The organism is Microbacterium sp. M3, from assembly GCF_033548675.1.
In the GTDB taxonomy this organism is placed as follows: Bacteria; Actinomycetota; Actinomycetes; order Actinomycetales; family Microbacteriaceae; genus Microbacterium; species Microbacterium arthrosphaerae.
Map to the genome: position 1 here is coordinate 213544 of NZ_JAWTZT010000002.1, position 21707 is coordinate 235250.

Here is a 21707-nt window from a genome sequence, read left to right on the forward strand (position 1 = left end):
ACCGCTGCCTGCGGTCGCGCCGCCCGTGCCCGGACGACGCGTCAGCCGATCGTGGCCAGGATCGCCTCGGCGACCGCGCCAGGGCGCGAGAACTGCGGCCAATGACCGGTCGCATCGCCCTCCGAGCCGAGTTCGACGATGTCGAGCTGCTCGAGCGCGGCGAGTTCGGCGGCCCACGGCGGCGCCTTCTCGATGATCTCGCGGATCTGCGCCGCCGACACGGTGCCCGTGATGATCGTGGCCGGGACGGCGCGGCGCCGCTCATCGGTCAGCCGGATGGGATCGGTCGGCACCCGCTCGGGCACCGAGCGCGCCCGCGACTGCGCATCCGTGCGGGTCTGCGGGTCGAGATCGGCGACGTCCGATTCGTCGAAGAAGTCCCACCCCGGGAACGGCACCACGCCGTCCACCACGGGGAACTCGGAGATCGACCCGCCCTCGCCCGGGGGAAAGGTGTCGAGGAAGACGATCCGCTGCACGCGATCGGGCCGGGCGTCGAGCGCGCCGTAGGCGACGTTCCCGCCGCCGGAATGCCCGACCAGCACGACCGGTCCGTCGAGCCGGTCGATCTCGGCGACGGCGGCGGCGACCCACTCGGCGATTCCGATCGCGGCGGATTCGGCACCGGAGACGCCGACGCCGGGCATCGTCAGCGGGTGCGTGCGATGGCCTCCCGTCTCCAGCGCCGGGGTCACCTCACCCCAGGAGGATGCATCCAGCCAGAGTCCGGGAATGAGGATGATGTGCATGCCCCGACGCTACGCCCGGCCGCCGACACTCTCGACCCTCAGGGGAGCAGGGCGATGACCTCGGCGAGATCCACCGGTCCCACGACGACGTCCGCGCGTTCGCGCACGGCCGGCTTGGCGTTGAAGGCCACGCCCAGGCCCGCGGCCGCCATCATCTCGAGGTCGTTCGCCCCGTCGCCGATCGCGATGGTGCGCGCGAGCGGCACGTCGCGCTCCGCCGCCCATTCGCCCAGCGCCGCGGCCTTGCCCGCGGCATCCACGATCACACCGTCGACGGAACCGCTCAGCGCGCCTTCGGCGGTCGCCAGGCGGTTCGCGCGCCAGACGTCGACGCCGAGGTCGGGGGCGACGGTGTCGAGGATCTCGTGGAATCCGCCCGACACCACGCCGACCGCACCGCCGCGCGCGTGCACCTCGTCGATCAGCTCGCGGACCCCGGGCGTCGGCTCGATGCGCGACAGCACGCGCGCGAAGGCGGCGACGGGCACGCCCCGCAGCGCCTCGACGCGCGAGCGCAGGCTGGTCGCGAAATCCACCTCGCCGCGCATGGCGGCCTCGGTGGCGGCCGCGACCTCGGCCCCGCGCCCGGCCTCGTCGGCGATCAGCTCGATGACCTCGTTGCGGATCAGCGTGGAGTCGGCGTCGAGCACGACGAGGAAGCGGGCAGGCGCGGGCATGCCTCCACGCTAGCCGGACGCGGCGGCCGCGCCCGACCGTGCGTCACCGTTCGACGCGGAACCCCTTGCCGACGACCGTGATGCCGCTGTCGGTGACGGTGAAGCCGCGCGCGAGGTCCTTCTCGCGGTCGACGCCGACGGTCGCGCCGTCCTCGAGGACGACGTTCTTGTCGAGGATGGCCCGGTGCACCCGCGCCCCGGCGCCGACGTGGACGTAGTCGAAGAGCACCGAGTCGGTGATCGTCGAGCCGCCGCCGGCGAGCGTCCAGGGCCCCACCACGCTCCGCTCGAGATGCGTGCCCGACAGCACCGAGCCGAGCGACACGATGGAGTCGATCGCGTTGCCGATGCGGCCCACCGAGTCGCGCACGAACTTCGCGGGCGGCGAGTTGACCGCCTGCGAGTGGATCGGCCAGTCGGTGTTGTACAGGTTGAAGATCGGCAGGGTCGAGATGAGATCGCGGTGGGCGTCGAAGAACGAGTCGATCGTCCCGACGTCGCGCCAGTAGTACCGGTCGCGGTCGGTCGACCCGGGGACGTCGTTGCGGTTCATGTCGTAGACGCCCGCCTCGCCGCGCCCGACGAAGTACGGCACGATGTCGCCGCCCATGTCGTGGTTCGAGGTGGGCAGCTCGCCGTCGGACTCGACGGCCTCGATCAGCGCCTCCGCGTCGAAGATGTAGTTGCCCATCGATGCCAGCACCTGGTCGGGTGCGTCGGCGAGTCCCGTGGCGTTCTGCGGCTTCTCCAGGAACTCGCGGATGCGCGTCGGGTCGTCGGGGTCGACGTCGATCACCCCGAACTGGTTGGCCAGCGAGATGGGCTGACGGATGCCGGCGACCGTGGCCCGCGCGCCGGACTCGATGTGCGCGGCGAGCATCTGCCGGAAGTCCATGCGGTAGACGTGGTCGGCGCCGATCACGACGACGATGTCGGGCTGCTCGTCGTTGATCAGGTTGAGGCTCTGCAGGATCGCGTCGGCGGACCCCGAGAACCACCGCTTGCCCAGGCGCTGCTGGGCGGGAACGGAGGCCACGTACGAGTCCAGCAGCGCCGACATCCGCCACGTCTGGGAGATGTGGCGGTCGAGGCTGTGGGACTTGTACTGCGTCAGCACGACGATCTGCCGCAGCCCCGAGTTGATGAGGTTGGAGATCGCGAAGTCGATGAGCCGGTATTGACCGCCGAAGGGCACCGCGGGCTTGGCGCGATCCGCGGTCAGGGGCATCAGCCGCTTCCCTTCGCCGCCGGCGAGGATGATTCCGAAGACCTTGGGGGCTGCTGGCATGGCACCCACCCTAGGGCCGCCGGTGGATTACGGGTACCCGCTACACGCGGACGCCTGCGTGTAATAGGTTTCGTGCCATGCGCGTCGACATCGTGACCAAGGAGTATCCGCCCGAGATCTACGGTGGGGCCGGTGTGCACGTGACCGAGCTGGTGAAGGCGCTGCGGTCCTCGATGGACGTGCGGGTGCGGGCCTTCGGCGCCGACCGCGACGAGGAGGGCACGACGTCGTACGGGGTGCCCTCCGAGCTCGCCGCAGCCAACGCCGCGGTGCAGACGCTCGGGACCGACCTCGAGATCGTGTCGGACGTCGCGGGCGCCGACGTGGTGCACAGCCACACCTGGTACGCGAACTTCGCCGGGCATCTCGCATCGCTGCTGCACGGCATCCCGCACATCGTCACGGCTCACAGCCTCGAGCCGCTGCGCCCCTGGAAGGCTGAGCAGCTGGGCGGCGGGTACGCCGTGTCGAGCTGGATCGAGAAGACCGCCTACGAGAGCGCGGCGGCGATCGTGGCGGTGAGCGACGGCATGCGCACCGACATCCTGCGGAGCTATCCCGCGCTCGATCCGGAGCGCGTCCGCGTGATCTACAACGGCATCGACGCCGAGGCCTGGCATCCCGTCGACGACCCGGAGCTGCTCGCCGAGCTCGGGATCGACCCGGCCAGGCCGTCGGTCGTCTTCGTCGGGCGCATCACCCGCCAGAAGGGCCTGCCCTACTTCCTGCGCGCGGCCGAGCGACTGCCCGCCGACGTGCAGGTGATCCTCGCCGCAGGAGCTCCCGACACGCCGCAGATCATGGCCGAGGTCGAGGGTCTGGTGCGCGGCCTGCAGGAGAGCCGCGCGGGCGTCGTGTGGCTCGACCGCATGCTCTCGCGCCACGAGCTGTGCACCATCCTGAGCGCCGCGACGACGTTCGTCTGCCCATCGGTGTACGAGCCGCTCGGCATCGTGAACCTCGAGGCGATGGCGTGCGGCGCTGCCGTCGTCGGCACGGCGACGGGCGGCATCCCCGAGGTCGTGGTCGACGGGGTCACAGGGCGCCTGGTGCCGATCGAGCAGGTGCAGGACGGCACGGGCACGCCCACCGACCCCGAGCGCTTCGTCGCCGACCTCGCCGCCGTGCTGACCGAGGTCGTGAGCGATCCGGCCCGCGCGCGGGAGTACGGCGAGGCCGGGCGCCGGCGCGCGACGGAGGACTTCAGCTGGCAGCGCATCGCCGACCAGACGGCCGCGCTCTACGCGGAGGTGGCCGCCGGCGGCCGATAGGCTGTCGGCATGCCCCAGGTGCTCGAGTTCTCCGACGTCGTCGTCCGCCGAAACGCCCGGAACATCGTCGATCACCTGGACTGGACCGTCAGCGACGACGAGCGCTGGGTCGTCCTCGGCCCGAACGGGGCCGGCAAGACCACGGTGCTCCAGATGGCCGACACGCTGCTGCACCCCACCGCCGGGGCGGTGACGATCCTCGGGGAGCGGCTCGGTCGCACCGACGTCTTCGAGCTGCGTCCGCGGATCGGGTTCGCCTCGTCGGCGATGGCGCGGCGCGTCCCGCCGGAGGAGACCGTCCTCAACGTCGTGCTGACGGCCGCCTACTCCGTGCTCGGCCGCTGGCGCGAGGACTACGAGGACATCGACGAGCGTCGCGCGCTCCGCGTGCTCGCCGAGTGGAAGCTCGACCACCTCGCCGACCGCACGTTCGGCACGCTGAGCGACGGCGAGCAGAAGCGCGTCCAGATCGCCCGGGCCGTGATGACCGACCCCGAGCTGCTCCTGCTGGACGAGCCGACCGCGAGCCTCGACCTCGGCGCACGCGAGGAGCTGCTGATCCTCCTCGGCGGCTACGCGCAGGCTCCCACCACGCCCGCGATGATCATGGTGACCCATCACGTCGAGGAGATCCCCGTCGGCTTCACGCACGTGCTGCTGCTGCGGGACGGCCAGGCCGTGGCATCCGGTCCCATCCGCGAGACGCTCACCGCCGAGGCGCTGACCGACACCTTCGGCGTGCCGATCCGCCTCACCGAGGACGGCGGCCGCTTCGCGGCGCGCGCCGCCCACTGAGCTGGGACGATTCCGCGACGGCGCCACGGCCTGATAGAATCGACCTTTGGTGCGTTCGCACCCCAGACTTTGACCGTCCTGGCAAAATCCAGGGCACCATCCTCAAAGGACCATCATGAAGACTGACATCCACCCGGACTACCAGGCCGTCGTGTTCCGCGACCTCGGCTCGGGCGAGACCTTCCTCACCCGTTCGACGGTGACCAGCGACAAGACCGTCGAGCTCGACGGCGTCGAGTACCCCGTCATCGACGTCGAGATCTCGTCCGCCTCGCACCCGTTCTACACGGGCAAGCAGCGCATCATGGACTCGGCCGGTCGCGTCGAGAAGTTCAACCAGCGCTTCAAGAACTTCGGCGGCAGCTCCAACTGAGCCCGTACGCTTCGACGGCGCTTCGCCGCGTCCGTCCCGGAAGGCCCCGCTTCGGCGGGGCCTTCCGCGTCTCCGGAATCGCCGCGGGCCGGTTCAGCGGATCGGCCAGCGTCCGTCCAGGCGGTCGTCGGGATCGAGCCTGCCGATCCCGACGAAGTACTCGGTGAGGCTCGCGGCCTGGGCGCGGGCCCAGCCGATCTGCCGCGTGTGGAGTTCGTGCACGGTCGGGGGCAGCCAGGGGGCGAAGCGCTCGGCGAGCGCCTGGGCCACACGGCCTGCGGCCACGGCGTCGGCGGAGGCCTGATGCGCGGCGTCCAGGCGCACGGCGTAGTGCGCTGCCACCACCTCGAGGGTGCGCTTGCCCTTCCGCCAGCGGTCGTAGGCCTTGTCGACGACGAGCGGGTCGATCACCGGCGAGGGGTTCTCGATCGGTGGGATCCCATGCCGAAGCGACTCGTACTTCAGCATCGAGAAGTCGAACGGCGCGTTGTACGCGACGACCGGGATCCCGGCATCGAGCAGCCCCCGCACCGCCTCGACCACCTCGGCCACGACGTCGCGGGCAGGACGACCGTTGCGGCGTGCATGCTCGGTCGTGATGCCGTGGATGGCGCTGGCGCCGTCGGGGATCGGCACGCCGGGGTCGGCGAGCCAGTCGCGCGCGCGGATGACGTCGCCCGCGGCATCGAGCAGTCCGACGTGCGCCGTCACGATGCGGTCGTCCGCGACATCGACGCCCGTGGTCTCGAGGTCGAACACGCCCACGACGCGCACCCACTCGGGGACGTCCCACAGCGGCAGCTGGGCGGGGTGGGGACGTGTCATGCCGCTCACGGTATGCGTCTCCTCCGACATCGCGGCGCAGGCACTCCGCCCGCGGGCAGACCCCGGTCCGGCCTCGTAGACTCGACGGGTGACCGCGCCCAATCCCTACGCCTCCCGTCTCGACCGGATCCCGGTCGAGCGGCGCGAGGCCGAGGTGCTCGGCGGCGTCACGGCGTACTGGGTCTACGGACCGGAGGATGCCGCCACGACGGTCGTCGCGGTGCACGGCTTCCGCGGCGAGCACCACGGGCTCGAGCCGGTCGTGGCGCACCTCCCCGAGGTGCGCGTCATCTCACCCGACCTGCCGGGGTTCGGCGAGACGGCACCGATCCCGGGTCGCCGGCACGATCTCGCGCTGTACGCGGACTGGCTGCGCGCCTTCTCCGCGGCCGTCGCCCCCGGCGCCGTGATCCTCGGCCACTCGTTCGGCTCCATCGTCGTCTCGGCCGCGGTGGCGGACGGGCTCGCGACGCCCCGCATGATCCTCGTGAACCCGATCGGCGCGCCCGCCCTGGAAGGGCCGCGCGGCATCCTCACGCGGCTCGCGGTCTTCTACTACTGGCTCGGGGCCCGGCTGCCGGAGCGCCTGGGGGAGGCGCTGCTGCGCAACGGGCTGATCGTGCGCGTGATGAGCGTGTCGATGGCGAAGACCTCGGACCGCGGCATCCGTCGATTCGTCCACGATCAGCACGACACCTACTTCTCGCGGTTCTCGGACCGCGACGTGCTGCACGACGCCTTCGTCGCGTCGGTGTCGAACGACGTCCGCGCCTTCGCGCCGCGCATCGCGCAGTCGACGCTGCTGGTCGCGGCGGTGCGCGACGACATCACGCCCATCGAGGCCGAGCGGGAGCTCGCCACGATGTTCCCCGACGTGCAACTGGTCGAGATCCCCGACGTCGGCCACCTGATCCACTACGAGACGCCGGCGGCCGCCGCGGAGGCGATCACGCGCTTTCTCGGGCCTTCCGGCGACGGTACGCGTTGACGTTCATGCGGTTGCCGCAGTTGCCGGTGTCGCAGTAGCGCTTCGAGCCGTTCTTCGAGAAGTCGACGTAGACGCCCTCGCAGTCGTCGGCCGCGCACACGCGCACCCGCTCGTACTCGTCGGCGCGGATCACGTCGACGAAGGCCAGGGCCGCCTCCACCAGCACACGGGTGGCCAGCGGTGCGTCGTCGCTCGTGGCGTGGATGTGCCAGTCGAAGCCGTCGTGGATGACCAGGCGGGGAAGCGCCCGTCCGTCGCGGAGCATCTCGTTCACGAGCGGCACCGCGGCGTCGCGGTCGACTTCCCAGAGCTCGCGCAGCCGCGGGCGGATCGCGCGCAGGGCCGAGAGCTCGGTCTCGTCGCGGCGGATCACCCCGGTGTACGGGTTGACGCGCAGGTAGTCCTCGAGGTCGTCGAGGGTCGTCAGGGCGTCCTCGCCGTCGTAGCCGGGGAGCGTGTTCACCAGGTACGAGGCGGCCCGGAGGTTCTGCTCCGTGTCATGAATGAAAACCACATTGACTCCTGACACAGCCGTCCGCTACTGTCACCAGTGTAAGCACGCTTCACCCCTGACAGTCGGATGTCGCCCATGACCGCCTCCACCGCGTCCCTCCCCATCATCACCGGTGCGGTCTCGCTCGGGAATGCACGCCGGCGCACCACCGGCCTGGTCATGGGGGTCGCCTCGGCGCTGGCGTTCTCATCGAGCGGACCCTTCGTCAAGCCGCTGCTCGAAGCGGGCTGGTCGCTCGGCGCCGCACTGCTCGTGCGCATGGCGGTGGCCGGCCTGGTGCTCTCGCCGGCGCTGTTCCTCGCGATCCGGCGACAGCGCGGCTTCCTGCGGCGCCACTGGCGTCTCATCGTGGGCTTCGGGCTCATGCCGGTGCTCGGATGTCAGCTGTTCTTCTTCTCGGCGATGCAGCGGATGCCGGTGGCCGTGGCCCTGCTCATCCAGTACCTGGCGCCGGTGATGCTGGTGGCGGCGGTGTGGGTGCGCACGCGCAAGGCGCCGTCGGCCCTCGTGCTGTGGGGGTCGGCCGTCGCGATGATCGGACTCGTGCTCGTCGTCGACATCTCGGGTGCGTCGTTCGACCTCATCGGCACGCTCCTGGCTCTCGCGGCGGCGGTGTGCGTGTGCGCCTACTTCGTCATCTCGGAGCGGGCCGGCGACGACCTCCCTCCGCTCGCGCTGGCGGCGAGCGGCCTGCTGACGGGCGCGCTCGTCATGGGCGTCCTGTGCCTGTCCGGCATCCTGCCGTTCCAGGCGCCGGCGGTGACGGTCGTGCTCGCCGGCGCGGAGGTGCCGTGGTGGATGCCGCTCCTCTGGGTGGCGGCGATCGCCACGACGCTCGGCTACGCGTTCGGCGTGATGGCGGTGCCGCGCATCGGCTCCCGCGTCGCGTCGTTCGTCGGCCTGTCGGAGGTGCTGTTCGCGCTCATGTTCGCGTGGATCTTCCTCAGCGAGGTGCCCGCCCCGATCCAGTTCGTCGGCGGCGCGCTGATCCTCGTCGGGGTGGTGCTGGTGAGGGCGGATGCCGCGTCGACCGGCAACCCGAAGGGCCCTGCGGCGGCGACGCCGGTCGTGCCGGCCCCCTGAGCTCGGTCACTCCCGGCGCGCGAGCTCCATGAGCGGCGTCACGCGGTGCGCGATGACCTCGCCCATGACGAGCGAGGTCTCGGTGCGCTCGACACCTTCGATCGCGAGGATGCGGGCGTCGGTGTCGAAAAGGTGCTGGGTGTCGCGGCAGGCGACGCGGACGAGCAGATCCACCTGACCCGACAGTCCGTGCGCCTGCACGACCTCGGGCACGCGGGCCAGCTCGACGGCGATGCGGGGGAGGTCGGCCTGGCGCACGATGACGCTGATGAAGGCCTCGATCGGGAACCCGAGCGAGGCGGACGAGATCGCCCGCTCGTACGACAGGAACACACCCGCGCGCTCGAGTCGCGCCATGCGCGCCTGGACCGTGTTGCGCGACAGCCCGAGTCGTTCGGCGAGTGCGACGACGGTCGCGCGGGGGTCGGCCGACAGGGCGGCCAGCAGCTCCAGGTCGACATGATCGAGGGCACTCATAGTGCGAAACGTTAGCACGGTGTGAGGGTGTCGTATTTGTCAACATGCTCAAGCAGAGCTCGAATGCTTGAGCGAGGTGCGATGCGGACGTAGCCTCGAAGCAGTCGGCGACGAGGCCGGCGCACGTGAAGCGGCCCCTCACGAGGGGGCCCGCAACGAGGAGTGATGACGATGACGCACACCCTGACCCCCACAGCGGATCTCGCCACCGACATCGACGATGTCGCGCGACTGCTGAGCCCCGAAGGCGAGCGGATCGCCGACCCCGAACTGGACCGCTGGGTGGCCGACGTCGACGCCGCGGCGCTGCGGGGCCTGTATCGCGACATGGTGCTGCTGCGCCGCATCGACACCGAGGGCGTCGCGCTGCAGCGCCAGGGCCAGCTCGGTCTGTGGCCGCCGTGCCAGGGGCAGGAGGCCACGCAGATCGGCACCGCCCGCGCGCTCCGCGCCGACGACTTCGCCTTCCCGAGCTACCGCGAGACCGGCGTGGTGTACGCCCGCGGCGGCAAGCCCGCCGACTTCGTGCTCGCGTGGCGCGGCGAGGAGCACTCGACCTACAACCCCTACGACATCAACACCGCGACGCAGCAGATCATCATCGGCGCGCAGTCGCTGCACGCGGTCGGCTACGCGATGGGCATCCAGCGCGACGGCACCGACCAGGTCTCGGCCGCCTACTTCGGCGACGGCGCCTCCAGCCAGGGCGACGTCAACGAGGCCATGGTGTTCGCCTCGTCGTTCGGCGCCCCGGTGGTGTTCGTGTGCACGAACAACCAGTGGGCGATCTCGGAGCCGGTGAGCGTCCAGGCGAAGTTCCCGATCGCCGGCCGCGCGCCGGGATTCGGCATCCCGAGCATGCGGGTCGACGGCAACGACGTCCTCGCCTGCCTCGCCGCCATGCGCTGGGCGATCGACAACGCCCGCCGCGGCAACGGCCCGGCCTTCATCGAGGCGGTGACGTACCGCATGGGCCCGCACACGACGTCCGACGACCCCACGCGCTACCGCGACAAGGGCGAGGTCGAGGCGTGGCGCCGGCGCGACCCGATCGCGCGTGTGGAGGCCCTCCTCCGCTCGCTCGGCGAGTTCGACGACGCGTTCACGGCGAGTGTCGAGGCGGATGCCGACGCCCTCGCGGCGGGCGTCCGCGAGGCGGCGATGACCGCGACGACGCGCGATCCGCGCACCGTGCTCGACAACGTCTACGCCGAGCCCCACTCGGGCATCGACGAGCAGCGCGAGTGGTTCTCGGCATATCTCGACGGGTTCGCGGCCGAGGAGGCAGGGCGATGACGCAGCTCACGATGGCCAAGGCCATCAACGAGGGTCTCCGCCGCGCGATGGCCGACGACGACAAGGTGCTCGTCATGGGCGAGGACATCGGCAAGCTCGGCGGCGTGTTCCGCATCACCGACGGGTTGCAGGCCGAGTTCGGCGCCCAGCGCGTCGTCGACACGCCGCTGGCCGAGGCCGGGATCATGGGCACCGCGGTGGGCCTGGCCTTCCGCGGGTACCGCCCCGTGATCGAGATCCAGTTCGACGGATTCGTGTACCCGGCCTTCGACCAGATCGTCTGCCAGGTCGCCAAGCTCCACTACCGCACGCGCGGCAACGTCAAGATGCCCCTCACGATCCGCATCCCGTGGGCCGGCGGCGTCGGCGCCGCCGAGCACCACTCCGAGTCGCCCGAGGCCTACTTCGTGCACACCTCGGGCCTCCGGGTGATCGCGGTGTCGAACCCCCAGGACGCGTACGTCATGCTGCGTCAGGCGATCGCGTCCGACGATCCCGTGGTCTACTTCGAGCCCAAGCGGCTCTACCACACCAAGGGCGAGGTCGACCTCGACGTCCAGCTCGCCGACGCACCGCCGATGGGTCTCGCCCGGGTGGCCCGCGAGGGGAGCGACGTCACGCTGCTCACCTATGGCGCGCAGGTGGCGACGGCGATGGATGCCGCGACCGCCGCCGAGGACGACGGCGTCTCGATCGAGGTCATCGACCTGCGCTCGATCTCGCCGGTGGACTACCGCACCGTCACCGCGTCCGTCCGCAAGACGGGGCGCGTCGTGGTCACGCACGAGGCGGCCCGCGAGGCAGGTGTGGGGGCGGAGCTGATCGCCAGCGTCACCGAGCGCTGCTTCCACTACCTCGAGGCGGCGCCGCAGCGCGTGACAGGGCACGACATCCCGTACCCGCCGGCGAAGCTCGAGAAGCACCACCTGCCCGACCTCGACCGCATCCTCGACGCCGTCGACCGCGTCATGGACAAGCCGAACAGCCTGACGGGGGTCTTCGAGTGAGCCAGGACTTCCGACTCCCGGACCTCGGCGAGGGCCTGCCCGAAGCCGAGCTCGTCCAGTGGATGGTCGCCGTGGGCGACACCGTCACCCTCAACCAGACGATCGCCGAGGTCGAGACGGCGAAGGCCGTCGTCGAGCTCCCGTCGCCGCACGCCGGCACGGTGACGGCGCTGCACGCGCAGGCGGGCGACGTCGTCGCGGTCGGCTCGGTGCTGATCTCGTTCGACACCGGACAGACGGATGCCGCACCCCGGCCCGCTGCGGCCGCCCCGGCGCAGACCGCGGCCGCAGCACCCGCGGCCGAGGCATCCGAACCCGGCGACCAGGCCCGGGGCGAGCAGGCCCAGCCAAACCTCGTCGGGTACGGTGCCGCCCCGCGCGGCGCGGCCCGACCGCAGCGCCGGGCGCGCGTGGCGGGCACCGTGGCCGCGGCATCCGACACCGCGGTGCTCGAAGCCGCCCCGCACGACGCGATCCAGCTCGGCGACGTCGAGCGGCCGGTCGAGCGGCCGCGCTCCACGCCGCCGGTGCGCAAGTTCGCGAAGCAGCTCGGCATCGACCTCGCCCTCGTCGAGGCGACGGGCGCGTCGGGCGTGATCACGCGCGCCGACGTGGAGGCGTACGCGGCGCGCACCGGTGCGATGGCTGCCGCCCTCGCCCCGGCCGAGCCGGCGGAGGAGTTCGAGATGCCCCGCACGGGCGCCGCGGGCGACCGCACCACGCGCACGCCCATCCGCGGGGTGCGCCGGCTCACCGCCGAGGCGATGGTGCGCAGCGCCTTCACCGCGCCGCACGTCACGACCTTCCTCACCGTCGACGTCACCGCCACGAACGAGCTGATCGCGTCGCTCAAGGCGGACCGCGGACTGCAGGAGCACCGGATCGGGATCATGGCGGTCGCCGCCAAGGCCGTCTGCCTCGCCCTCGGGCGCCACCCCGGGCTCAACTCGAAGTGGGACGACGACGCGGGGGAGATCGTCGAGCATCACTACGTCAACCTCGGGATCGCGGCGGCGACCGGGCGCGGCCTCGTGGTGCCGAACATCCGCGACGCCCAGGAGCTCACGCTGGTCGAGCTCGCCGATGCGATCCGCGCGCTCGCCGAGACCGCCCGATCGGGCAAGACGCCTCCGGCCGACATGATGGGCGGCACCTTCTCGATCACCAACGTGGGTGTCTTCGGTGTCGACGCGGGCACACCCATCATCAACCCGGGCGAAGCCGGCATCCTGGCCCTCGGCGCCGTCCGGCGCCAGCCGTGGGAGCACCGCGGCGAGATCGCGCTGCGCGACGTGATGACCCTCGCGCTCTCGTTCGACCACCGTCTGGTCGACGGCGAGCAGGGATCGCGGTTCCTCGTGGACGTCGCCGACATCCTGCGCGAGCCCGGGAGGGCGATGCTGCTCCGGTGAGGAGCTCACTGACCGGCCGGCCCGCGACGGTCGGCCGGTCAGTCCTTCTTCGGGTAGAACAGCCCGAGCCCGTGCTTCTGCAGGACGTCGTACGCCTCGGCGTACGTCTCGGGCTCCGGCGAGCCAGGTGCGGCGTACCGTGCTTGGAGGAGTCCCAGCAGTCCCCGCCCGGGCGGGCTGAGCGGCTTGTCCTTATGGGGACCGTCCTTGAGATCGGGCAGGTGGTCCTCGGCGGGGTTGGGTGGCACGTACATCGGGTGCACCACGGGCCACGTCGCGGGGTCGCGGGGAGTGTCGAGGTTCACGACCGAGAACAGGTCACAGGCCTCGGCATCGCGCCGCGTCAGCGGTCGCAGACCGTGGAGCCGGGCGAGCGTCGCGGCGACGGCGGCATGATGCATCTCGTCGTGCACGATGGTGCCCGCGCGCGTGTAGGCCGACACCGCGATCGTCGGAACGCGCACTCCGAGGCGGTCGAACGCGAAGCCCATCTCGCCCGGCTCGTCGTCGGCGACGGGCGGCGTCGCGGCCGGCGGGGGCACATGGTCGTATGTCCCGCCGTGCTCATCGAAGGTGATGAGCAGCAGCGTGTTCATGGCATTCGATCCGTCGGGCGTCGCGCTCGCCTTGATGGCGTCGTAGACGTCGGCGACGAGCTTCTCGCCCGCGCGCACATCAGAAACGGCGGAGTCCACCACGACCGAGCCGTCGACGTCGCTCTCGCGCAGTGCGCCGAACGGCGGGTGGAAGTCGTTGTGGTTGTACACCAGCCGCGGCTCGATGAACGCGTAGGCCGGGAGCGTTCCCGCCTTCGCGTCTTCGAAGAACTCGCTCATGTGCCCGAAGCGCCGCGTACGCCAGTATTTCTCCAGCACCGGCGCGTGCAGGATGCCGGTGAGCGAGACCAATTGCATCTCGTCGAAGTACACCTTCCACGGGACGCCGGCCTCCTCGAGGCGGTTGAAGATCGTGGGCACCGGCGCCGCGTCGAGCCACTTGTCGTAGCCGCCGCCGTGCTTGTTGGTGACGAAGCCGTGCGAAGTCGACGCGTGGAAGAACGACCTGTTGCAGTACGTCTGCGACGGCACGGCTGCGAACCACGCGTCGAACACCGCGAATCCCTTCGCGAGCGTCGAGAGCACCGGGAGCTGCTCGGGGGAGAATCCGCCCATGATGTGCGACGCCTCGTCGATCGTGGGTTCTTCGCCGTGGCGCAGACGCGTCAGGTTGTTCCAGTAGTCGTGGAGGAAGCCGTCCATCGTTGCGGCAGTGCCGGACGGCGGGGCGTTGAACGGCGCGGCCATGTCGCCGACCTGGCTCGCGGCGTTGTGCCCCGGGTCGACCACGCCGAACAGCTGCGTGTTGACATGCGGAAACTCCTCGCCGGGATCGGGGTCGGGGCGCGCCATGACGTCGTCGGTGGGGCCCGAGTAGGCGTGGACGGCGACGCGCTCGCCGGAGGGCGCCGTATTGGCGTAGTCGCCGAATGCGAGCCCGTCGAACGTCGCGCCCTCGGGCAGGGTCTCCGGCGTGTAGAGCCAGCCCAGGAGATTGTCGAACGATCGGTTCTCGCCCATCAGCACGACGACGTGGTCGAAGCCCGGCTCGGACCGCGGCGGCACCGCCCCGAAATCGACCGACCCTTCGCGGTATCCGATCGTGTGCCCGATGGTCGCACCGGCCGCGGCGCCGACCGCGCCGCCCACGACGAGCCCCGCGGTGGCGAGGCCGCCGAGCTTGAGGAAGTCCCGCCGCGAGCTCGCATCGACCGGCGCGGGCGCACGCGACGGGGCAGGCGTGTCGTTGCCCTCGACGCGCCACGCCTCGGCGTCGTCGTGTCGGCCATGCCCCGTCATGGTGCGTCCAGACTAGGCCCTCGCCTGCGGTCAGGCGGTGAGAGAGGCGCGGGCCATCGACTGCAGGATCCCGCGCACGTCCCGCTCGCCGGGGCGCGAGCGGGAAGCCCGCACGGTGTAGGGCGTGGAGTTGATGAGACCGAAGCACGCGTGGGCGCGCACCCGCAGGTCGTCCTCGTCGCGGTCGGGGTGGACCGCGGCGAGGATGGCGATCCAGACCTCGACGTACTCGCGCTGCAGGCGTCGCACCGTGCGGCGATCGTCGTCGCTGAGGCTCGCGAGGTCGCGGTCCTGCACGCGGATGACGTCGGCGTCGTTCAGGGCGAACTCGACGTGGAAGGCGATGATCGACTCGAGCTGGGTGCGGGCGTCGTCGTGTGCGGCGAGCACCGCACGGCCGCCCGTCAGGAGCCGCTCGCTGACCTCGACCAGGATGGCGCCCAGCAGCGCCTGCTTGTTGGCGAAATGGCGGTAGAGCGCCGGGCCGCTGACGCCGACGGCGCCGCCGATGTCTTCCAAGCTGACCCCGCTGAACCCGCGCTCGGCGAAGAGGGCGGCCGCCTCGTGGAGGATCGCCGCGTGCCGGTCGGCCTTCGCCCGTTCGCGATCGGTGACACCGCTTGTCATTTCCGTACTCCGCCCGTGGATCCGTTGGGGGCTTGTGAATTCAGTTAAGGCTCGCTAACCTAAACCTCAGTTAGTGAACACTAACCAATGCGGTCGCGTCCCGACAACGGACGTGATCCGATCGTGACGTCGACGGAGATGACGCGGGGTGGACGGATGAGCGTGCTGAGCACGGCAGCGGTGCACGACGAGGCGTTCACGCGCACCCGCGACGGGCAGCGCGAACTGGCCGAGCGGCTGCGCGCGCGCCTGGCCGAGGTGTCTCTCGGCGGCCCCGTCGCCTCCCGCGAGCGTCACGTCGCACGCGGCAAGCTGCTGCCGCGCGACCGGGTCGTGCGGCTCCTCGACGAGGGGAGTCCCTTCGTCGAGATCGCGCCGCTCGCCGCCGAGGGGCTCTACGGCGGCGAGGCGCCGGCGGCGGGCGTCATCGCGGGGATCGGCCTGGTGCACGGCCGGCAGGTGATGGTGGTGTGCAACGACGCCACGGTGAAGGGCGGCACGTACTACCCGCTGACCGTCAAGAAGCACCTGCGTGCACAGGAGATCGCCCTCGAGAACCGCCTGCCGTGCATCTACCTCGTCGACTCGGGCGGCGCCTTCCTGCCGATGCAGGACGAGGTGTTCCCCGACCGCGACCACTTCGGCCGCATCTTCTTCCACCAGGCGCGGCTGTCCGCCGCCGGCATCCCGCAGATCGCCGCGGTGCTCGGCTCGTGCACGGCCGGCGGGGCGTATGTGCCCGCCATGAGCGACGAGACGGTCATCGTGCGCGATCAGGGCACCATCTTCCTCGGCGGGCCGCCGCTGGTGAAGGCCGCGATCGGCGAGGTCGTCACGGCCGAGGAGCTGGGCGGGGGAGAGCTCCACGCGCGTCGCTCGGGGGTGGTCGACCATCTCGCCGAGGACGACGAGCACGCGCTCGAGATCGTGCGCGACATCGTCGCGACCCTGCCCGCCCCGCCGGCGCCCGCGTGGGAGGTGCTGCCGGCTCGAGAACCGGCCGTCGACCCCGCCGACCTGTACGGCGTCGTGCCCGTCGACGTGAACCAGCCCTACGACGTGCGCGAGGTGATCGCGCGCCTCGTCGACGGCAGCGAGCTGCACGAGTTCAAGCGCGAGTACGGCGACACGCTCGTCACCGGGTTCGCCCGCGTCCACGGCCACCCCGTGGGCATCGTCGCGAACAACGGCGTGCTCTTCGGGGAGTCCGCGCTCAAGGGCGCCCACTTCATCGAGCTGTGCGACCAGCGGGGGGTTCCCCTGCTGTTCCTGCAGAACATCTCGGGCTTCATGGTCGGCCGCGACGCCGAAGCCGGCGGCATCGCGAAGGACGGCGCGAAGATGGTCACCGCCGTGGCCACCACGCGGGTGCCGAAGCTCACCGTCGTCATCGGCGGGTCGTTCGGCGCCGGCAACTACTCGATGTGCGGCCGGGCCTACTCGCCGAGATTCCTCTGGACGTGGCCGGCGAGCCGCATCTCGGTGATGGGCGGCAATCAGGCGGCGTCCGTGCTCTCCACGGTGAAGCGCGATCAGCTCGAGGCACGCGGCGACGAATGGTCGGCCGACGACCAGGCGGCGTTCGAGGCGCCCATCCGCGCGCAGTACGAGGAGCAGGGCGACCCGTACTACGCCACCGCCCGGCTGTGGGACGACGGCATCGTCGATCCCCTCGACACGCGCGACCTCCTCGGGCTCGCGCTCGACGTCGTCTCGCGCACACCGCTCCCCGAGCCGCGCTTCGGCGTCTTCCGGATGTGACGGGGGAAGTGCGAAGCATGCCTCCGGTCATCGAGCGAACGAAGCGAGACGAGATGCTGTTCGACACCGTCCTCGTCGCCAACCGCGGCGAGATCGCCCGGCGCGTGATCCGCACGCTGCGGGCGCTCGGCATCCGCTCCGTCGCGGTCTACAGCGACGCCGACGCCACTGCGCCGCACGTGCGCGAGGCCGATGCCGCCGTGCGCATCGGCCCGGCGCCCGCCGCGCAGTCGTATCTCGACGTCGAGGCGGTCGTGCGCGCCGCGGTCGAGAGCGGGGCACAGGCGGTGCACCCCGGGTACGGCTTCCTGTCGGAGAACGTCGCGTTCGCGCGCGCCTGCGCCGCCGCCGGCATCGTGTTCATCGGCCCGGGGGAGCAGGCGCTCGCGGTGATGGGCGACAAGATCCGGGCTAAGGAGCACGTGGCGCGGCACGAGGTCCCGACGGTCCCCGGGTTCAGCGCGGCGGGCATGACGGATGCCGAGATCGCGGCCGCCGCCGAGCGCACCGGCTATCCGCTCCTGGTGAAGCCGTCGGCCGGTGGCGGCGGCAAGGGCATGCAGGTGGTGCGCGCGGCGAGCGAGCTCGCCGAGGCGCTGTCGACCGCCCGACGGGTCGCGGCGGCCGCCTTCGGCGACGACACCCTGCTGCTGGAGCGCCTGATCGAGCGTCCGCGTCACATCGAGGTGCAGGTGCTCGCCGACCAGCACGGACACGTCGTGCACCTCGGCGAGCGCGAGTGCACCCTTCAGCGCCGGCACCAGAAGGTGATCGAAGAGGCGCCGTCGCCGGTCGTCGACGCCACCACGCGCGAGCGCCTGGGCGCGGCGGCGTGCGCGGCCGCGGCATCCGTCGAGTATCGCGGCGCCGGAACGGTGGAGTTCCTCGTCGCCGCCTCCCGCCCCGACGAGTTCTTCTTCATCGAGATGAACACCCGGCTGCAGGTCGAGCACCCCGTCACCGAGCTGGTGACGGGCCTCGACCTCGTCGAGCAGCAGCTGCGCATCGCCGCGGGGGAGCCGCTCGGGTTCGCGCAGGCCGACGTCCGCCTCGACGGCCACGCGATCGAGGCACGGGTCTACGCGGAGTCGCCGGAGCGCGGCTTCCTCCCGGCCACCGGCGAGGTGCTCGCGTGGCGTGCTGCGACGGACGTGCGGACGGATGCCGCGGTCGAGACGGGCAGCGTCGTCACCGCCGACTACGACCCCATGATCGCGAAGGTCATCGCCCACGGCGGCGACCGCGTCGAGGCGCTGGCGCGCCTCGACGCGGCGCTGGCCGAGACGGTCGTGCTGGGCGTGGACACGAACCTCGGCTTCCTCCGGCAGCTGCTCGCGCAGGACCACGTGCGCTCCGGCGACATGGACACCGGCCTCATCGACCGGATGCCCGCCCCCACGGCGCCCGCCCCCGGCGACCTGGCCCTGCGCGCGGCCGCGGCCTTCGTGCGTGCCCGCCGCGATGCCGGGATCGCAGCTCCTCGACGAGACAGCCCGTCGTCGGCGCCCAGGACGTGGTCGCTCGGCGACGACGTGCGATCCCGGCGCAGCGGTGCGACATGGCAGGGGCTGACCGGGTGGCGGGCGGGAGGCGCCCCGGTGAACCCGGCGGTGGCGTTCGAGACCGCCGACGGCGGCATCCTCGTCGCGGCACCGGACGAGCGCAGTCCCGAGGTGTCCGTGGGCAGCAGGCCGGCGCACGCCCGGCGGCTGGGAGCCGCCGCTCCCGACGGGGTGACGCTCGCCGCCGCGGCGGACGGCATGCTGTGGGTGCACGCGGATGGCGCGACGACGGCCCTGCGCCCCCTCAGCCGTCGTGCCGCCATGGAGCGGCGCCTCGCGGCTCGCGAACGGGCGGCCGCGGCATCCGATCCCGAACTGCGCGCCCCGATGCCCGGCGCCGTCGTCGCGGTCCACGTGGCCCCGGGCGCGACCGTCGCCGCCGGCGACCGCGTCCTCACCATCGAGGCGATGAAGATGGAGCACCCCGTGCTCGCGCCGCATGCCGGCGTCGTGCGCGTGGACGTCGCGACTGGCGACCAGGTGCGCCGCGACGAGGTGATCGCCCACGTGGCCGTCGCCCCCGCGCCGATGCCCGACGACCCTGACCCGACCAGCGCGGAGGCCCACGAGGCCGCCGCGACCCACTCCTGACCGAGGAGCATCATGAGCAACGAGCTCGGCTACGACAGCTACGACCTCACCGACGACGAGCGCGAGCTCGCCGCGATGGTGCGGCAGTTCGCGGACGAGGTGGTCGCGCCGCGTTCGTACGAGGCGGACCGCACCCACACCCTGCCGCTCGAGGTCGTCGCGCAGATGGGGGAGCTGGGCCTGTTCGGCCTGCCGTTCCCCGAGGAGTACGGCGGGCAGGGAGGCGACTACTTCGCGCTGTGCCTCGCGATCGAGGCGCTCGGCCGCGTCGACCAGTCGATCGCGATCACCCTCGAGGCGGGCGTCAGCCTCGGGGCGATGCCGGTCTTCCGCTTCGGCACCGACGAGCAGAAGCGCGAGCTGCTGCCCGACCTGCTCGCGGGCCGCGCGCTCGCCGGCTTCGGCCTCACCGAGCCGGAGGCGGGATCGGATGCCGGAGCCACCCGCACGACCGCGCGCCTGGACGACGGGCACTGGGTGATCAACGGCTCCAAGCAGTTCATCACGAACTCCGGCACCGACATCACGCGCTTCGTGACGGTGACGGCCGTCACCGGCGAGAGCGGCGGTCGGAAGGAGATCTCGACCATCGTGGTGCCGAACGGGACGCCCGGCTTCACGGTCGAGGCCGGGTACGACAAGGTCGGCTGGCGCGCCTCCGACACCCATCCGCTGACGTTCCAGGACGTCCGCGTCCCGGAGGCCAACCTGCTCGGCGAGCGCGGCCGCGGCTTCGCGAACTTCCTCCACATCCTCGACGAGGGCCGCATCGCGATCGCGGCGCTCTCGACCGGCGCCGCAGAGGGATGCCTCGAGGCCGCCGTCGACTACGCCACGAAGCGGACGGTCTTCGGCGAGCCGCTCGCGACGCGGCAGGGCATCCAGTTCCTCCTCGCGCGCATGCAGCAGCGCGTGCACGTGGCGCGCCTGGCCTGGCACCAGGCGGCGCGCCTGCGGGATGCCGGCAAGCCCTTCAAGGCGCAGGCCGCCATGGCGAAGCTCACGGCGAGCGACGCCGCCATGGACAACGCCCGCGACGCGACGCAGGTGTTCGGCGGCAACGGGTTCATGAACGAGTACCCGGTGGCGCGGCACTACCGCGACTCGAAGATCCTCGAGATCGGCGAGGGCACCACCGAGGTGCAGCTGCTCGTGATCGCCCGGGCGCTCGGTGTGGCGTGAGGGTAGCGTGGCAGAGGTGACCCCGGACGCGCGCGACCACGGCTCCGCGCACGAGATCGTGCAGCGCGGGCTCTACTACGACGAGCTCGAGGTCGGTGCGCGCTATCTGCATCGTCCGGGCCGCACCGCGACCGAGGCCGACAACGTGCTGTTCTCGTCGCTGACGATGAACACGCAGGCCCTGCACCTGGATGCCGCGTTCTCGGCGTCGCAGCCGTTCGGCCAGCGCCTCATGAACTCGATGTGGACCCTCGCGACCATGGTCGGGGCATCCGTCTCGCAGATCACCCAGGGCACGCTCGTGGCGCAGCTGGGGCTCAGCGACATCTCGTTCCCTGCGCCGCTCTTCCACGGCGACACGCTTTACACCGAGACAGAGGTGCTCGACAAGCGCCTCTCGGCGTCGCGACCGGGGCAGGGGATCGTGACCCTGCGCCACACCGGACGCAACCAGCGCGGCGAGGTGGTCGCCGTCGCCACGCGGACCGCGCTGATGTGGTGCGGCCCCGCACCCGCGTCCACGGACACCGTCGAAGGAGAAGACCGATGACGTTCGAGCTCGGGCCCGCACTGCTGTTCTGCCCGGCCGACCGCCCCGAGCGGTACGCCAAGGCGTTCCAGCGTGCCGACGCCGTGATCCTCGACCTCGAGGACGCGGTCGCGCCGGCCGACAAGATCGCCGCCCGCGGGCACCTCATCGAGTCCGAGCTCGACCCCGCCCGCGTCATCGTGCGGATCAACCCGCCCGAGACCGAGGACTTCATCGCCGATCTCGCCACGCTGTCGCAGACCGACTACCGGCGCATCATGGTCGCGAAGGCGCAGTCGCCCAAGCGGATCGCGAAGATCGACGCGCGGTTCGAGGTGGTGGCCCTGTGCGAGACCGCCAAGGGGGTCGCGCAGGCCGACCGCATCGCCGCGCTCGACAACGTCGTCGCGATGATGTGGGGCGCCGAAGACCTCGTCGCCAGCCTCGGGGGCACGTCGAGCCGCAAGCCGAACGGCCGATATCGCGACATCGCCCGGTATGCGCGCTCGCGCGTGCTGCTGGCTGCGGGCGCCCGCGGCAAGGCCGCGATCGACGCCGTGCATCTCGACATCGACGACGTGAAGCGCCTGGCGATCGAGGCAGCGGATGCCGCGGCATCCGGTTTCCGTGCGAGCGCCTGCATCCACCCGAGCCAGGTTCCCGTCATCCGCGCGGCCTATCGTCCCGACGAGAAGACCACGGCGTGGGCGCGCGCGGTCCTGGACGCCGCAGCACGGGAGCGCGGCGTCTTCTCGTACCAGGGGCGCATGGTGGACGAACCCGTCCTCCGTCACGCGCGCGGCATCCTCGCCCGCGCCGAGGGATGAGCGACGAGTCGCCGCCG

The 21707-nt window shown here is 71.6% G+C and carries 21 protein-coding genes; 13 read left to right on the forward strand and 8 right to left on the reverse strand.

Features of this window, described 5'->3' with window-relative positions; genetic code table 11:
• Window positions 1–41 precede the first annotated feature (41 nt).
• Genes R8Z57_RS06295 through R8Z57_RS06305 form a run of 3 tightly spaced genes read right to left on the reverse strand, consistent with a single transcriptional unit; the run spans window position 42 to window position 2714 of the window.
• The gene (locus tag R8Z57_RS06295) at window positions 42–749 is read right to left on the reverse strand and encodes an alpha/beta hydrolase (RefSeq protein WP_318352929.1); all 708 of its coding nucleotides are present in this window, start codon (window positions 747–749) and stop codon (window positions 42–44) included.
• A 38-nt stretch (window positions 750–787) separates the two neighbouring features.
• Window positions 788–1426, reverse strand: a complete 639-nt coding sequence (gene serB / locus R8Z57_RS06300; RefSeq protein WP_318352930.1) for a phosphoserine phosphatase SerB — start codon at window positions 1424–1426, stop codon at window positions 788–790.
• Between the two features lie 43 nt (window positions 1427–1469).
• Window positions 1470–2714, reverse strand: coding sequence for a glucose-1-phosphate adenylyltransferase (locus tag R8Z57_RS06305; RefSeq protein ID WP_318352931.1), 1245 nt, complete (start codon window positions 2712–2714; stop codon window positions 1470–1472).
• A gap of 77 nt (window positions 2715–2791) precedes the next feature.
• Between R8Z57_RS06305 and glgA the strand changes: the two genes are divergently transcribed.
• From glgA to R8Z57_RS06320, 3 genes are all read left to right on the forward strand, one after another.
• Window positions 2792–3985, forward strand: coding sequence for a glycogen synthase (glgA, locus tag R8Z57_RS06310; RefSeq protein WP_318352932.1), 1194 nt, complete (start codon window positions 2792–2794; stop codon window positions 3983–3985).
• A gap of 9 nt (window positions 3986–3994) precedes the next feature.
• Window positions 3995–4780, forward strand: a complete 786-nt coding sequence (locus tag R8Z57_RS06315) for an ABC transporter ATP-binding protein (protein WP_318352933.1) — start codon at window positions 3995–3997, stop codon at window positions 4778–4780.
• 115 nt (window positions 4781–4895) lie between these two features.
• The gene (locus tag R8Z57_RS06320) at window positions 4896–5153 is read left to right on the forward strand and encodes a type B 50S ribosomal protein L31 (protein WP_318352934.1); all 258 of its coding nucleotides are present in this window, start codon (window positions 4896–4898) and stop codon (window positions 5151–5153) included.
• Window positions 5154–5246: 93 nt separating this feature from the next.
• Here R8Z57_RS06320 and R8Z57_RS06325 read toward each other — a convergent pair whose 3' ends face one another.
• Window positions 5247–5978, reverse strand: coding sequence for an exonuclease domain-containing protein (locus tag R8Z57_RS06325; RefSeq protein ID WP_318352935.1), 732 nt, complete (start codon window positions 5976–5978; stop codon window positions 5247–5249).
• A gap of 88 nt (window positions 5979–6066) precedes the next feature.
• Between R8Z57_RS06325 and R8Z57_RS06330 the strand changes: the two genes are divergently transcribed.
• Window positions 6067–6966: an alpha/beta hydrolase gene (locus R8Z57_RS06330; protein ID WP_318352936.1), complete on the forward strand. Its 900-nt coding sequence runs from the start codon at window positions 6067–6069 to the stop codon at window positions 6964–6966.
• Here the strand turns inward: R8Z57_RS06330 and R8Z57_RS06335 are convergent.
• A complete protein-coding gene (locus tag R8Z57_RS06335) occupies window positions 6926–7480 on the reverse strand; it encodes a CGNR zinc finger domain-containing protein (RefSeq protein ID WP_318352937.1) in 555 nt (184 codons plus the stop codon). The two genes, R8Z57_RS06330 and R8Z57_RS06335, sit on opposite strands and share 41 nt — an antisense overlap.
• Window positions 7481–7555: 75 nt before the next feature.
• Between R8Z57_RS06335 and R8Z57_RS06340 the strand changes: the two genes are divergently transcribed.
• The gene (locus tag R8Z57_RS06340; protein WP_318352938.1) at window positions 7556–8563 is read left to right on the forward strand and encodes a DMT family transporter; all 1008 of its coding nucleotides are present in this window, start codon (window positions 7556–7558) and stop codon (window positions 8561–8563) included.
• Between the two features lie 6 nt (window positions 8564–8569).
• On the opposite strand, the gene R8Z57_RS06345 is transcribed toward R8Z57_RS06340, so the two are convergent.
• A complete protein-coding gene (locus R8Z57_RS06345; protein WP_318352939.1) occupies window positions 8570–9040 on the reverse strand; it encodes an Lrp/AsnC family transcriptional regulator in 471 nt (156 codons plus the stop codon).
• A 165-nt stretch (window positions 9041–9205) separates the two neighbouring features.
• Here R8Z57_RS06345 and pdhA point away from each other — a divergent pair, with 165 nt between their 5' ends.
• From pdhA to R8Z57_RS06360, 3 genes are read left to right on the forward strand one after another with little or no spacing between them, the layout of a single operon-like run.
• On the forward strand, window positions 9206–10336 hold the full coding sequence (gene pdhA / locus R8Z57_RS06350) for a pyruvate dehydrogenase (acetyl-transferring) E1 component subunit alpha (protein WP_318352940.1): 1131 nt from the start codon (window positions 9206–9208) through the stop codon (window positions 10334–10336).
• Window positions 10333–11343 (forward strand): alpha-ketoacid dehydrogenase subunit beta, encoded by a 1011-nt coding sequence (locus tag R8Z57_RS06355; RefSeq protein WP_318352941.1) that lies wholly within the window; start codon window positions 10333–10335, stop codon window positions 11341–11343. Before pdhA ends, R8Z57_RS06355 begins: the two co-directional genes overlap by 4 nt.
• Window positions 11340–12755 carry a dihydrolipoamide acetyltransferase family protein gene (locus R8Z57_RS06360; protein WP_318352942.1) on the forward strand — a complete coding sequence of 472 codons (1416 nt, stop codon included), beginning with the start codon at window positions 11340–11342 and terminating at the stop codon, window positions 12753–12755. Before R8Z57_RS06355 ends, R8Z57_RS06360 begins: the two co-directional genes overlap by 4 nt.
• Window positions 12756–12793: 38 nt before the next feature.
• Here the strand turns inward: R8Z57_RS06360 and R8Z57_RS06365 are convergent, their stop codons facing one another.
• Together R8Z57_RS06365 and R8Z57_RS06370 are read right to left on the reverse strand one after the other, a co-directional pair.
• On the reverse strand, window positions 12794–14611 hold the full coding sequence (locus R8Z57_RS06365) for an alkaline phosphatase family protein (protein WP_318352943.1): 1818 nt from the start codon (window positions 14609–14611) through the stop codon (window positions 12794–12796).
• A gap of 30 nt (window positions 14612–14641) precedes the next feature.
• Window positions 14642–15238 (reverse strand): TetR/AcrR family transcriptional regulator, encoded by a 597-nt coding sequence (locus R8Z57_RS06370; RefSeq protein WP_318352944.1) that lies wholly within the window; start codon window positions 15236–15238, stop codon window positions 14642–14644.
• A 156-nt stretch (window positions 15239–15394) separates the two neighbouring features.
• Between R8Z57_RS06370 and R8Z57_RS06375 the strand changes: the two genes are divergently transcribed.
• From R8Z57_RS06375 to R8Z57_RS06395, 5 genes are read left to right on the forward strand one after another with little or no spacing between them, the layout of a single operon-like run.
• The gene (locus R8Z57_RS06375; RefSeq protein WP_318352945.1) at window positions 15395–16999 is read left to right on the forward strand and encodes a carboxyl transferase domain-containing protein; all 1605 of its coding nucleotides are present in this window, start codon (window positions 15395–15397) and stop codon (window positions 16997–16999) included.
• 53 nt (window positions 17000–17052) lie between these two features.
• Window positions 17053–19152: an acetyl/propionyl/methylcrotonyl-CoA carboxylase subunit alpha gene (locus R8Z57_RS06380; protein ID WP_318352946.1), complete on the forward strand. Its 2100-nt coding sequence runs from the start codon at window positions 17053–17055 to the stop codon at window positions 19150–19152.
• Between the two features lie 12 nt (window positions 19153–19164).
• Window positions 19165–20334: an acyl-CoA dehydrogenase family protein gene (locus tag R8Z57_RS06385; RefSeq protein ID WP_318352947.1), complete on the forward strand. Its 1170-nt coding sequence runs from the start codon at window positions 19165–19167 to the stop codon at window positions 20332–20334.
• A gap of 16 nt (window positions 20335–20350) precedes the next feature.
• The gene (locus R8Z57_RS06390) at window positions 20351–20884 is read left to right on the forward strand and encodes a MaoC family dehydratase (RefSeq protein ID WP_318352948.1); all 534 of its coding nucleotides are present in this window, start codon (window positions 20351–20353) and stop codon (window positions 20882–20884) included.
• A complete protein-coding gene (locus tag R8Z57_RS06395; RefSeq protein ID WP_318352949.1) occupies window positions 20881–21690 on the forward strand; it encodes a CoA ester lyase in 810 nt (269 codons plus the stop codon). The genes R8Z57_RS06390 and R8Z57_RS06395 overlap by 4 nt, the downstream gene beginning before the upstream one ends.
• Window positions 21691–21707: the final 17 nt, after the last annotated feature.